This window comes from Thermogemmatispora tikiterensis (assembly GCF_003268475.1).
Classification (GTDB): domain Bacteria; phylum Chloroflexota; class Ktedonobacteria; order Ktedonobacterales; family Ktedonobacteraceae; genus Thermogemmatispora; species Thermogemmatispora tikiterensis.
This window is the reverse complement of record NZ_MCIF01000002.1, coordinates 805,355-817,707: the sequence shown is the minus strand read 5'-3', so window position 1 is coordinate 817,707 and position 12,353 is coordinate 805,355. Positions and strand designations below refer to the sequence as shown.

The 12,353-nt window shown below is 62.4% G+C and carries 9 protein-coding genes; 6 read left to right on the top strand and 3 right to left on the bottom strand.

The window, feature by feature from the left end; genetic code table 11:
* Nucleotides 1–236 precede the first annotated feature (236 nt).
* Nucleotides 237–1,820, bottom strand: coding sequence for a serine/threonine protein kinase (locus tag A4R35_RS03500; RefSeq protein ID WP_112426586.1), 1,584 nt, complete (start codon nt 1,818–1,820; stop codon nt 237–239).
* Nucleotides 1,821–2,349: 529 nt separating this feature from the next.
* Between A4R35_RS03500 and A4R35_RS03495 the strand changes: the two genes are divergently transcribed.
* Both A4R35_RS03495 and A4R35_RS03490 read left to right on the top strand, forming a co-directional pair.
* Complete coding sequence (locus tag A4R35_RS03495) at nt 2,350–3,495, top strand: class II histone deacetylase (protein ID WP_189361277.1); 1,146 nt, start codon at nt 2,350–2,352, stop codon at nt 3,493–3,495.
* Nucleotides 3,496–3,632: 137 nt separating this feature from the next.
* The gene (locus A4R35_RS03490; RefSeq protein ID WP_189361275.1) at nt 3,633–4,685 is read left to right on the top strand and encodes an EamA family transporter; all 1,053 of its coding nucleotides are present in this window, start codon (nt 3,633–3,635) and stop codon (nt 4,683–4,685) included.
* 57 nt (nt 4,686–4,742) lie between these two features.
* Here the strand turns inward: A4R35_RS03490 and A4R35_RS03485 are convergent, their stop codons facing one another.
* Complete coding sequence (locus A4R35_RS03485) at nt 4,743–5,654, bottom strand: LOG family protein (RefSeq protein WP_112426580.1); 912 nt, start codon at nt 5,652–5,654, stop codon at nt 4,743–4,745.
* 48 nt (nt 5,655–5,702) lie between these two features.
* On the bottom strand, nt 5,703–7,736 hold the full coding sequence (glgB, locus tag A4R35_RS03480) for a 1,4-alpha-glucan branching protein GlgB (protein WP_223258174.1): 2,034 nt from the start codon (nt 7,734–7,736) through the stop codon (nt 5,703–5,705).
* A 789-nt stretch (nt 7,737–8,525) separates the two neighbouring features.
* On the opposite strand from glgB, the gene A4R35_RS03475 reads away from it, so the two are divergent.
* The 4 genes from A4R35_RS03475 to A4R35_RS03460 all read left to right on the top strand — a co-directional run bounded on the left by A4R35_RS03475 (nt 8,526) and on the right by A4R35_RS03460 (nt 12,326).
* Nucleotides 8,526–8,885 (top strand): TraR/DksA family transcriptional regulator, encoded by a 360-nt coding sequence (locus tag A4R35_RS03475; RefSeq protein WP_112426576.1) that lies wholly within the window; start codon nt 8,526–8,528, stop codon nt 8,883–8,885.
* 327 nt (nt 8,886–9,212) lie between these two features.
* Entirely contained in the window at nt 9,213–9,842 is a 630-nt protein-coding gene (gene lspA / locus A4R35_RS03470; protein WP_112426574.1) for a signal peptidase II, read from the top strand.
* A 98-nt stretch (nt 9,843–9,940) separates the two neighbouring features.
* Nucleotides 9,941–10,879: an RluA family pseudouridine synthase gene (locus A4R35_RS03465; protein ID WP_223258173.1), complete on the top strand. Its 939-nt coding sequence runs from the start codon at nt 9,941–9,943 to the stop codon at nt 10,877–10,879.
* A gap of 574 nt (nt 10,880–11,453) precedes the next feature.
* Nucleotides 11,454–12,326 (top strand): hypothetical protein, encoded by an 873-nt coding sequence (locus A4R35_RS03460; RefSeq protein WP_112426570.1) that lies wholly within the window; start codon nt 11,454–11,456, stop codon nt 12,324–12,326.
* The last annotated feature ends 27 nt before the right edge of the window (nt 12,327–12,353 follow it).

Sequence of the window (12,353 nt, the reverse complement as noted above, 5' to 3'; positions counted from 1 at the left end):
TTGATTAGTCACCTGAATTTCTTACTGACATTCTTCTCTGCGTTGTTACGGTACCGGTACCGTAACAACATCAGAAATCGATTCACAGTGCAAAGGGGAGGTTTGTCCGCCGGTGAGGAACGCGGGCGATGGAGCGCTGCGGGCCTTGGGAGCGGGTCGCAGGGTCGTGGAAAGGGTGCAGCGAGCGCGAGGAGAAGAGCGAGATGAACGGCGACCTGGTGACGGAGCGGATGGGGTCAGCGGTGCAGGGGGAGGGGGGGCAGTGTTAGTAGAAGGAGGGCGCCGGGCAGGGGGGGTGGAAGGCTGCCGGCGCTGTGAGCGGAAGCAATCAAAAAGAGGAAGACGAAGACCAGGAGCAACACCGCCAGAGCGATGGCTGTCAGCAGGATCGCCGTGCGCAGGCTCAGGCCCTTCTCGGGCAAGGCGAGCGGCCACCCCTGGGATTGGGCCGCCTGGGTCGACGGGGAAGGGGCCGGGGAGGCGGGGGACGGTCTACGTCGTGTGCGTGTCAGTCCTCCCTGTCCCTGGGAGTCGCTGACGACTGGGGCGGAGGGAGCGGCCTGAACGCGGGTCGATGGGAGCACCAGGCGCTGTGGTTGCTCCTGACTGGCCTGACTGCCAGAGCGGGCCGAACGAGCCGGGCCGCCTGGGGCCTGTAGGCTGGTCCAGCCACAGCGGGGGCAGCCTGTCTGTGAAGAAGCCAATGGCATCTGGCAGACTGGACAGCTGACGCCGGGGGTGCTGGTGCGAGCCTGGTGCAGATCCTCATAGAGCTGGGGCAGGTCCGGCTGCGTCTTATGTGGATCGACGGCGCGCCCTCTTTCCGCTGTGGGGGGGGGCGGCTCCTGACGCGTTGGCTGTAGCTGCTCCAGTACCTGTCTCAACTCGGCCTTGAACTCTGCCACCGACTGATAGCGCTCCGTAGGCTTGAGAGCCATTGCGCGCTGAATAATGGCGTTGAGCCGCTGCAGAATCTCTGGCGGGAGCATAGCGAGCTGAGCCACATGGCGCGGCATGCGCGTGCCGCGTGTGGGTCGAGCGGCCTCGAAGCGGAAAGATTTACCTGCCTTCTCCTCTGCCAGCAGGCGAGCCAGCTGCTCCTGAAGCGAAGGCAGGCCAGAATGTCCCTGCTGGAGCGCCTGATTGCGGGCGGAAACGCTGGCTGGCTCCTGCATCGTCAAGGCGAAATACAGTGTCCCACCCAGGGCGTAGACGTCGGAGCGGGGGTCGGTACCGCTCCCGCCGGGGTACTGTTCGGGCGGAGCATAGCCGGGCGTGCCTTGATGGCGGGCGAAGAAGAGGGTGCGCGCTCCGTCAGCCACCGCCTTAGCGTTGCCCAGGTCGACCAGATAGGCGGTTCCATCGGACGTGATGCGGATATTGTCGGGCTTGATATCGCGATGGATCACCGGCGGTTGCTGACTATGGAGAAACTGGACAGCGTCGCAGACCGCCAGCAGCCAGCCCAGAATCACAGGCAAAGGAATAGCCTCATCGTGCTGGCGGGCCAGACGCAGCTGCTCGGTCAGGTCGCGCCCTTCGATATAGCTCAACACGACATAGTAGCGTCCGCGCTCGCTAAAGGCATCGATAAAACTGGGCAAGTGGGGATGGTGGAGGCGGCTGAGCACGCGAGCCTCATGCTGGAGCTGGGCCTGACCACTGGCACCGGTGACCAGGTATTCTTTCACCGCACAAGGCTGGTTCGTGCGCAGATCCACCGCCAGGTAGACATGGCCGAAGCCGCCGCTGCCCAGGGCCCGTTCGATGCGGTACTGGCCACGCATGATCGTCCCCGGCGGGATGGTTTCGATCATCATAGATGCTCTCTCTTCCTCCAGTTATCGCTCGGCTAAGAATAGGGAGAGGCGGCGCCCCATGAGGCCCCGCTGCATTATAACACTCCTGTCGCGCCACTGTCATGGACACACGCTACAATGGCTAGCGCTAGCTCGCTGGCTGCGAGGGAGAGGAACCGGCGGGCAGTGACCTCCAGCCGGGCGCAAGCCGCCCTCTTCTCCGAGGCTCTCCTGGAGAGACAAACGCCCCTGTTCCCCTTTTCTTACCGATGAACCTGTCTCTGAGGGCAATGCGCCTTTTCTGGGGCCTTGGTCGCCCTGGCAGCGGCCCCGGGCTGTCGACCGCCCCTGGTGGCATCCGCCCCCCGTCACAGGCCAGCTCATCTCAACAGGTGTGCATTGGCTGGTGCCAGGGCGACCTGGGCGTGCTATGCTAACAACACTCCTGTGCTTCTTACTGTCCCAGTCGCCCCCGGTGGTCCTGCTTTGCCTGAAGCAGCCGGGGGGCGAGCCTTCTGAACCTGAATTGAAAGGTAGAGTGAACGAACGGATGCCTGTGGAGAGCTTGACCAGCGGTTTGCTCTTCGACGAGCGTTTTCTCGCCCATGATGCGGGGGTCGAAACCTCTGTGCAGACCCGCGAGGGAAGCTTTCAGCTCGATCCAGAGCCGCATCCCTCGGACGTGGCCATTATCAAGCGCACCTGGCAGTTTCTGGAGCGTTCTGGCCTCCTCGGGCGTATGCGACACCTGCCTGCGCGGCCTGCCCGGGAGGAGGAGTTGCTCGTCTATCACACGCGCCCCTATCTTGACGGCTTGCAGGCCCATGCTGCGGGTGGACCGCGGCATGGCGACTGGGGCGAGATCGACGAGGATACACCGGTGAGCGTCGGCTCGCTAGAGGCGGCCTTTTGCGCTGCCGGCGGGGCCTGTCAGGCCGTGAAGGCCGTGATGGACGGAGAGGTACGCAATGTCTACGCACTACTGCGACCACCCGGTCATCATGCTGAGCGCAACCGGGCCCTGGGCTATTGTATCTTCAATAACGCGGTGATTGCCGCCGAGTACGCGCGCCGAACCTACGGGTTGGAGCGCGTGATGATCATCGATTGGGATGTCCACCACGGCAACGGAACCCAGGAGGCTTTCTACGCAGACCCGGGAGTGCTCTTTGTGTCGCTGCATCAGCGCGACTGGTATCCCCGTCTGTCGGGTGAGTTAGAGCAAGTTGGGAGGGGAGCCGGCGTAGGCTACACTGTGAACATCCCCCTGCCGGCAGGCACAGGTGACCGCGGCTATATTGCTGCCTTTGAGCAGCTGGTGCTGCCGATCGGTCTGCGCTATCGCCCGCAGCTGATCCTCATCTCGGCGGGACAGGATGCGAGCTGGCTTGATCCGCTGGCGCGCATGATGATGACGCGTCAGGGGTTCCGGCGCCTGAGCGAGCTGGTGGCTGGCCTGGCCGATGAGGTCTGCGAGGGGCGCCTGGTTGCCCTGCAGGAGGGCGGATACAGTCGCGCCTACGTGCCCTATTGCACTGCGGCCATTGTCGAGGCTCTGCTCGGCGTCGACCTTGGGATTGTCGATCTCTATGCCGGTGCCTGGGAGCTGGAGCGCAGTGCGACCATCTTTACACAAGCCACTCGCCAGGCCCTGGAGGAGGCCCGACGCTGGCATCGTCAATGGTGGCCGCTGTGAATGGCATAGGGAGGGAAGCACTGGCGAAGAGATGGAGGGATGACCAAGGTCAACCTGACCTGGCGGAGGGCGAGTGGTGGGGCCCAGTCAGTCAGGCGACTTCACGAGACCTGGCATGGTTCAGAAAGGATCATCGAGTGTTGAATAGCAAGGGCGAGGGGCGCTGGCGCCTCCGCGGCTATCTGCTGGTTGGGCTGGCCTCGCTCCTCTTTGGTTTCAATGGGAACCTCGCGCGCAAGCTGTTCGATGAAAGCGCGCTCACGCCGCTGACGCTGGTGGAATGGCGCATGCTCATCGGGGGGGCCTGCCTGTTCATCTTGCTGGGCGTGGCCCAGCGCGGGAAAATTTTGCCACCGCGCCAGAGCTGGGGCTGGCTGCTGGCCTTGGGCCTGGCGATGGCGACAGTGGCCTATAGCTACTTCATGGCCATTAGCCGTCTACCGGTGGCGATCGCCCTGGTGATCCAGTTCAGCACCCCGGCCTGGCTGGTGCTCGGTGAGGCGCTCTGGCGACGTCGCTGGCCGGCCCTGCCGGTATTGGGAGCCTTGCTGCTGGCGGGAAGCGGTCTTGTGCTGGTGACGGGGGCCTGGCAGCAGCAATTCCTGCGTTTGGATGGTCTGGGGTTGCTCTACGCGTTCCTCTCGATCCTCTCCTTTGCCGCCTACCTGCTGCTGGGGCGACGTGTTGGGCGCGAGCTGTCGGCCCTGAGCGCGACGACCTGGGGAGCAATCGTCGCTGCCCTTTTCTGGCTGCTCGTGCAGCCGCCGTGGCATATACCGCTTGCTAGCCTGCGGCCGGGTCTGTGGCCGGCATTGGCAGCAGTAGGGGTGCTGGGTATGGCCCTGCCGTTCCTGTGCGAGCTGGCGGCCTTGCGCTATCTGGATGCAGGCCGGGTGGGTATCGCGGCCATGTTAGAGCTTGTAGCTGGCAGTGCCATCGCCTACGTCTGGCTTGGCGAAGCATTGACCCCTGATCAGCTTCTCGGAGGGGTGCTCGTCATGCTCGGCGTGGGACTCCTTCATTACGAAGAGCTGCGCCATCAGGCCAACGGGGCCATTCCGCCAGCGGAGCTGGCGCCAACCACAGTGGAGGAAGATTCCGGGGGGCAGCCAGGTCGGGGGGCATGCCTGCGCGACCTGGCTGTAGGTCAGGGACAAGAGGGCCAGGGGGGGCCGGGATCAGCGAGATGAGGATGAGGGCCAGAAGAGGCTGGGTGAGCCATCGCCGCCGTGAGGGAGGGGGAGGACTCAGCGAATCGACTTCTCGCGATTCGGGTCCTCGCGCTCCTGACGATAGGTCTCGTAGGCTTCGCGTACCAGGCGGCAGATCTCCCGGGGATCATCCGAGACGCGCAGCAGCTCGGCATCGCCTGGAGAAATCTTGCCTTCGGCCAGCATCGTCTGGTGCAGCCAGTGCAGTAAACCGCCCCAGTAGCGAGAATCGTAGAGGATCACCGGGAAATGGCTGACCTTACGCGTCTGAATCAGGGTCAGAGCCTCGAACAGCTCATCCATAGTGCCGAAGCCGCCCGGAAAGATCACGAAGGCGTTGGAGTATTTCACAAACATGGTCTTGCGAACCATGAAGTAGCGAAAGTCAATTGAGATATCCAGGTAGGGGTTCGAGGCCTGCTCGAAAGGCAGCTCGATGTTGCAGCCGATAGAGAGATTGCCACCCTCCTGAGCCCCTTTATTGGCGGCCTCCATAATCCCTGGCCCGCCTCCGGTGATGATAGCGAAGCCTGCCTGTGCCAGCAGGCGCGCGGTCTCCACAGCAGCGGCATAGGCGGGATCATTGGGCCGGGTGCGAGCCGAGCCGAAGATGGCCACTGCTGGAGGAATATGGGCCAGCGCGTCGAAGCCATTGACGAACTCGCTCATGATGCGAAAGACGCGCCAGGGGTCGGTGATGGTAAAGTCAAAGTGGAGCGCGCGCTCCAGGGCATGCTCATCGGCCTGGATCTGCTCGCTCGGAGGTGGCTCCGACGGGCTCACCAGCGGGCGCGTTGGGCGCGTCAGCAGGCGTTCATCCTCGGTCAGGGGCCGGCGCTTACTCTGGAACGAGCGGAAGCGCTCTGCCTCCTTGCGACTCCGATGGTTAAGCTGGTTGCCTTTCGACGACTGATGCGGCGACGGTGAATGATTATGATTGCGACTCATCGTCCTTCTTCCTCACGAATAGTGCGGTCCCTCTGCTTATTGTTCTGATTATTCGCCGGACTGGCTGCCGGTGGCCAGTGTGGAGGGCGAGCCGAAGGGGCGCCACTTTAAGACAATGGTGGAGAGCGGCGGCAACGTCAGCACGATTGACTGCGGACAGGACTGCCAGGCGATTGGCGCGCTAGGAAGCGGCTGAGGATTGCCGAGGCCGCTGCCACCGTAGCGCAGATCATCGCTATTGAGCACTTCGTAGTACTCGCCGGCCAGGGGAGCCCCAAGGCGATAGCCGAAGCGCGGCACCGGCGTGAAGTTACAGATGAAGACGAGCGTTTCTTCGGGGCGCCGACTGCGACGTTGAAAAGAGATCACGCTGTTCTCGCTATCGTGGCAGTCGATCCAGGCGAAGCCCTCCGGCTCGCAGTCCAGCATACTCAAGGCTGGCTCCTGCAGGAGGAGATGATTCAGGTCGCGAACGAAGTCGCGCAGCTGGGCGTGGTGTGGATCGCTGGGCGGCTCCAGCAGATGCCAGTCGAGGCTCTCACGGTAGTTCCACTCGCGCCACTGGCCGAACTCGCCGCCCATGAAGAGCAGCTTCTTGCCCGGGTGCCCCCACATGTAGCCCAAGAAGGCGCGCAGATTGGCAAAACGCTGCCAGAGGTCGCCCGGCATCTTGGTCAACAGCGACCCCTTCATATGGACCACCTCATCGTGAGAGAGCGGCAGCACGAAGTTTTCAGAGAAAGCGTATGTCAGAGAGAACGTGATATTATTATGATGATAGCGTCGATAGATAGGGTCAAGACGCATATATTCGAGCATATCGTGCATCCAGCCCATATTCCACTTCATGCTGAAGCCCAGTCCTCCGACATAGGTGGGGCGCGAAACCAGCGGCCAGGCAGTAGACTCCTCGGCGATAGTCAGAGCACCCAGCTCCTCGGCATAGACCGCCTCATTGAGTTGGCGCAAGAAATCGATGGCTTCCAGGTGCTCACGTCCGCCGTAGCGATTCGGGACCCACTCACCGGGACCGCGCATATAGTCCAGGTAGAGCATTGAGGCCACGGCATCGACGCGCAACCCATCGATATGGTACTCGCGTAGCCAGAAGAGCGCGTTGGCGATCAAGAAATTGCGCACCTCGCTGCGACCATAGTCGAAGACCAGCGTGCCCCACTCGCGGTGCTCTCCCTTGCGGGGATCGGCGTACTCATAGAGGTGGGTGCCATCGAAGAGGCTCAGGCCGTGGGCATCCCTGGGGAAGTGAGACGGCACCCAATCGAGAATGATGCCAATGCCCTGCTGATGGAGATAGTCGACAAAGTACTGGAAATCCTCCGGGCTGCCGTAGCGGCTGGTGGGGGCATAGTAGCCAGTCACCTGGTAGCCCCAGGAGCCATCATATGGATGCTCCGCAATAGGGAGCAGCTCGACATGGGTGAAGCCCAGATCCTTGACATAGGCGGCCAGGGCGTGAGCCAGCTCACGGTAGGTCAAAAAGCGATCCTCCTCGACGGCCTCGGGGCGATGGCGCTCGGGGACATGGCGCCAGGAGCCTAGATGCACCTCGTAGATCGACAGAGGAGCGGAGAGCTGCTGGCGGGCCGCTCGCTGGCGCAGCCACTCCTCATCGTGCCAGCGGTAGCGACGCAGGTCGGCGACGATGCTGGCAGTAGCAGGGCGCAGCTCAGCGGCAAAGGCGTAAGGATCGGCCTTCTCCAGTACCTGGTGATTCACCCGCGAAACGATCGCGTATTTGTAGAGTGCGCCCACCTGCACGCCGGGAATAAAGCACTCCCAGACGCCCAGCTCACGATGGCGAAGCTGCATCGGGTGAGCGGAGCGATTCCAGCCGTTGAAGTCGCCGATGACAGAGACAGACTCGGCGTTGGGAGCCCAGGTAGCGAAGTGTACCCCGCTGATCCCGTTGACCACCCGTGGGTGGGCGCCCATCTTGTCGTAGAGACGATACTCCCGACCCTGCCCGAAGAGGTAGAGATCAAATTCACTGAAGAGCGAGGGGACGGACTGACTGTTGGTCGGCTGCTGGGCATGTGCTCCATCCTCAGAGACTGTTGACATGGCCTTCCATTCCATCCAGGCGCGAGATTGGGTCTGCTCCGTTCTGCTTGCTGACTCATCCAGAGCACAGAGAACAATTCTAGCATAACACAGAAGGCAAGAGAGAAACTCCCCCTCCCTCGCTCAGCTTATCTCGGAGCTGGCTTGGCGGCCTGGGCTGGCGAATGCGACGAGCAAGGTCCAGAGGCCAGGGAGACCGACTTGCCTTCCGTGAGATTTGGTGTACAATTTGAGGACATGTGAGTGATGTGAGGTGATGTAAGGGCTGCTGGCATGCGCTAGAGAAGCCTGGCCAGCCAGCTCGTCGCTAGCGTGTGGCAAGTCAGGCTGTAGCCAGGCGAGACCACCGGCAGAAGGGAAGTGCGCGGTCAGAAGCAGCAACCTCTGTGCGGACCGGCGCTTGTGCCACTGCTGCTGCCAGTGCGCGCGAGGCGCGAAACACGGCGGAGGTGTCCCTCCCTCCCTGCCCAGCCTTTCCGGGCGGGGAAGGATGCCGTTGGGCGGAAAGAGTAGCGAGTGGCGATCGACGGAGAGGCTTGCCAGTCTCTCCTGGCCAACCGGCCACTCGCCAATCGGGTGAAGCAAGCGGCGGTCGGCGCCGCTCGGCTGAGAGAAAAAGGGTGGACGAGTAAAAGAGTGGCGTGGGCCTGTCTGGGGTGGACTGGGTGGGAGTAGGCGGAAGCAGGAGAGCGCGTGGTGGTCTGTACCGCCTGGTTGGCGAGCTTGTGACGTGAGGAGGTCGGTGGCTGGTTTTCAGGAGCATGGCATGATCACGAAGGAGGCCAAGTCATGAGCATCGACCTGGCAAAGATGAAGGCATTGCTGGAGGCAAAACGTGACGAGCTGCGGGCGGATATCGCCCAGTTGACTGCTCCGCCGGTCTCAGTGGAGCCGTTGCCCCAGGATAACGAGGACTCGGCAACCGAGATTCAAACCTATCAGCAGGAGCAGTCGATTCTCGAAAATGAGCAGGCCCTGCTAGCGGAGGTCGAGGCGGCGCTGGCCCGCATTGAGGAGGGGACCTACGGGCTGTGTGTCAGTTGCGGACGCCCCATTCCTGAGAAACGTCTGGAGGCCATTCCGTGGGCAGCGCGGGATGTACAGTGCGAATCCCAGCGCCAGGCTGGCCGCGAGAGCTTTGCCCGCTAAGCTCGGCGCGGATCAGCAGCGCAGCAACACTCCATCCTCTCAGACCGGCAGTCCAGCGGGGATGGCTGGGCAGCTGGAGGATGTCACGACCGGAGGGAGCGGTCCAGGCGGGATGGCTGTGAGCCTGCTCGCGGACCGCTCCTTTTCAAGGGAAAGAAAATCGGGTACAATACAATAGCCCTCGTGAACACGCATACAAAGAAAGGTCGGCGGGAGCAGTGCCGGCCCGATCAGCAGAGGCGGAGGAGGGCAAGGTCTCCTTCCTGAACGTCGGAGGACCGACGAACCAGGTGGAACGAGCGAGAGAGAAAGGAAGAACGAGGAGCAGTGAGCGCGCGTCGCGCACGTCTCTACGATCTGCTAGCCCTGCTAGTAATGGTTCTCGTTGTTGCTCTTGACCAGTGGACCAAGGCGCTAGTGGTTAGCTATCTGAGTCCTCCCGACAGTGGGCGCGTGGTTCCGCTGCTGGGTGAATATCTGTCCCTCTACTATACCCGCAATAGTGGAGCGGCCTTCGGCCTCTTTGCCAACAGTGTAGTGCTGGCGGGACTGATCGCCGTGGCAGTAGCGGTTGTCATCACGCTCTATCTACGCGGCTTGAATTCGGGACCACTGAGCTACAAGCTGGTCTTCGGCCTGATCATTGGCGGGGCAGTCGGCAACCTCATCGATCGTGTGCGGCATGGCGGCTACGTGGTTGACTTTATCCTCTTCCGCATTCCCCAGATTGGCTTTCGGTTCGCCGTCTTTAATCTGGCCGATTCGGCCATCACGGTGGGGGTGATCCTGCTTCTCCTGCTGATGGTCACAGGCGCTCTACCGCGGACCTCTGGCTCAGCTGAGCAGTCCCCCAGGCGGGGAACGACGGAGGTGGAGATCGAGCGGGCGCCAACGGAGCAGACGGCGACCTCGCCAACGCTGCGTCCGGGACAGCCCCCGGCTAATTCTCATCGCTAAAACCGTGTCTCTAGACGCTCAACGCAGAGGGAGCATAAGCAAGGAGCATGTCAGCCCCCGAATCCACATTTTATCGTCCTCAGTCAGAACAAGAAGCCGTGTCAGCAGCATCTCGCAATGAAGTGCGCAAATACGAGGTTGGCCCCGCCGAGGCTGGCCAGCGCCTGGATCGCTTTGTACAGCAGCTGCTAGCACCGCTCTCACGGGCAGCGGTGCAGCGTCTGATCGAAGAGGGAGCAGTGCTTGTCAATGAAGAGCGCGAGAAGGCAGGCTATGGGCTGCGGGCCGGCGATGTGGTCGAGGTCCTCTGGCAGCTGCCCCAGCGCGTGACGGAGGTGGCGCCGCGTGCGCTGCCCCTGGAGATTGTCTACGAAGACGATGATCTGCTGGTGGTCAATAAGGCAGCCGGGATGGTGGTGCATCCTGCCCCTGGCCACGAGGAGGATACGCTGGTCAATGCCTTGCTGGCCTACCGCCCCCAGCTGCGCGAGGTCGGCAGTGGGGAACGTCCTGGCCTGGTACATCGCCTGGATAAGGATACTTCGGGGTTGCTTCTGGTGGCCAAGCATCAGCAGGCCCTGACGGCCCTGGCCGATATGATGCAACGACGCCAGATCCACAAGCGCTATCTCGCTCTGGTAGTGGGCCAGGTGCCGCTTGACCAGGGCACGATCGAGGCCCCCATTGGACGCGACCCGCGCAACCGCCAACTGATGACCGTGACCGCCCACCATAGCCGTGAGGCGCGGACTCATTTCCGGGTCGTGCGCCGTTTCGCCCAGCATACGCTCTTGTCGGTCGAGCCGGAGACGGGCCGTACTCATCAGATTCGCGTGCACCTGAAGGCCATCGGCTACCCCGTGGCAGGTGACCCGGTCTACGGGCGCAGCAATCACCGCTTGCCTGGCCTGACGCGCCAGTTTCTGCACGCCGCACAGCTTGTCCTGCCCCATCCAGTGACGGGGACAACGCTCAAGCTAGAGGCCCCGCTTCCCGCTGATCTGCAGGCCGTTCTGGAGCGAGAAGAGTTGCTCTGAACGCTGTTCCTTCCGCTTGCCGAGCGGCCTCACCCTCTTCATTGCCCCCCGGGAAAGTTGCTTATAGGCCCCTGGCAAAAAACAGGGGGGGATGCTACACTATCCTCAGCAAAGGGAGCCGGGCTTCCCTCACAGGTGAGAGAAGCAACGGCAGGCCAGGTCAGGCCAGTGAAGTGAGTCCTGGCGCTGCTCGTAGAGCGAGCGGCTATCTCATTCTTCACTTCGCCTATGCGTGACGTGTTCGCTTCCAACGGTGGCACCTCGGCGGCAGCTCCCCGTCTGGAGCAGCGAGCCGCGAGCACATGCCTTGCTCTGCGCACCAGCTCGATGAGACGCACACAACGCTAGCTCATATCCTTGTTCCTCCTGTTCATCGCTTGTAGGAAGCTCTTCTCCTCCCTCTTGACTGGAACATATGTTCTATGTTACCCTGACAGGAGAAGGAGAGAAGAGACGACAGGCGGAAGCCAATACGAGTGCTCCGACCGCTGTCGCTATTTCTGAGGCACTGCAAAGGGCAGTGCAAGCTTGGCTGAGAGACTGACGCTTGACGAGACGAAAGGAGAATCAGGCCATGCCTGTACTTGAAGCGACCGACAGGCTCACTCCGAAGAGTGCCCTGCGTCATCGTCCTCTGCAATCGGAGAGCGGATCGGAGCGAGCAGCGGGATCGGTGGAGTCAGTAGAGCCGGTGGCGCAGCGGGCCTCGCGTCCGCGCCCGACGCTGGCCGACGTGGCTTCCGAAGAGATCGCGGAGTGGAGGCGGGTCGAGATAAAGGGAGCAGGCCAGAGCGGGCTGAAGCGCCCGCTGAGGGGGGCGGGCCGGGCCACCAGTGGATCGCGTGCCACCCTGACAGTGGATCGCCCTACGACGAGCACTCCTCCTGTAGGGCAGCGGGGCCAGCCCGCAGGCGCGGCGCCAGCGCGGGAGGAAAAGACAACAGGCGGGCGACCGCCACAGGCGCGCCGCTGGTTCCAGGCTCATCCGTTGCTCTATCTTGGGTTGGGCATGCTCTGCATGCTCCTCCTCTGGTGCCTGGTGCTGCCGCTGATCTCGTGGGGACAGACGACCCTGGATGATCTACGCTACGGGCGCCCGCGGACCTTTCAGATCGATGCCTTTGTGGGCCACAATGAAGCGGCGGGTATCCCAAGCCACTTCATTGCGCTCAATTTAAACGGTCACATCGAGATCATAGAGCTGCCAGGAGGCGATCCGACTCATGCCCGCATCTATAGCGGGCCCCAGCTCTATGACCCAGACGCCAGTCTGGTGCCGGTGACCCTGAGCTTCGCCGATGTCAACGGAGATCACAGGCCGGATATGCTGGTGCACTTTCAGGGTACGCGTCTGGTCTTCATCAACGATGGCAACGCCTTCCGTCCGCTGCGCCCTGATGAGCGACCCGCTGTGCTCCAGTACCTGGAACGCCATCCGAATCTCTAGCTAGGGACGAGCGCCGGTGAACGAAAG

Excerpts from the sequence above, each read along its gene's own strand:
- A4R35_RS03485 (WP_112426580.1), bottom strand. The coding sequence starts at position 5,654 with ATGAGTCGCAATCATAATCATTCACCGTCGCCGCATCAGTCGTCGAAA.
- A4R35_RS03475 (WP_112426576.1), top strand. The coding sequence starts at position 8,526 with ATGAGCATCGACCTGGCAAAGATGAAGGCATTGCTGGAGGCAAAACGT.
- A4R35_RS03495 (WP_189361277.1), top strand. The coding sequence starts at position 2,350 with ATGCCTGTGGAGAGCTTGACCAGCGGTTTGCTCTTCGACGAGCGTTTT.
- A4R35_RS03460 (WP_112426570.1), top strand. The coding sequence starts at position 11,454 with ATGCCTGTACTTGAAGCGACCGACAGGCTCACTCCGAAGAGTGCCCTG.
- glgB (WP_223258174.1), bottom strand. The coding sequence starts at position 7,736 with ATGTCAACAGTCTCTGAGGATGGAGCACATGCCCAGCAGCCGACCAAC.
- A4R35_RS03500 (WP_112426586.1), bottom strand. The coding sequence starts at position 1,820 with ATGATGATCGAAACCATCCCGCCGGGGACGATCATGCGTGGCCAGTAC.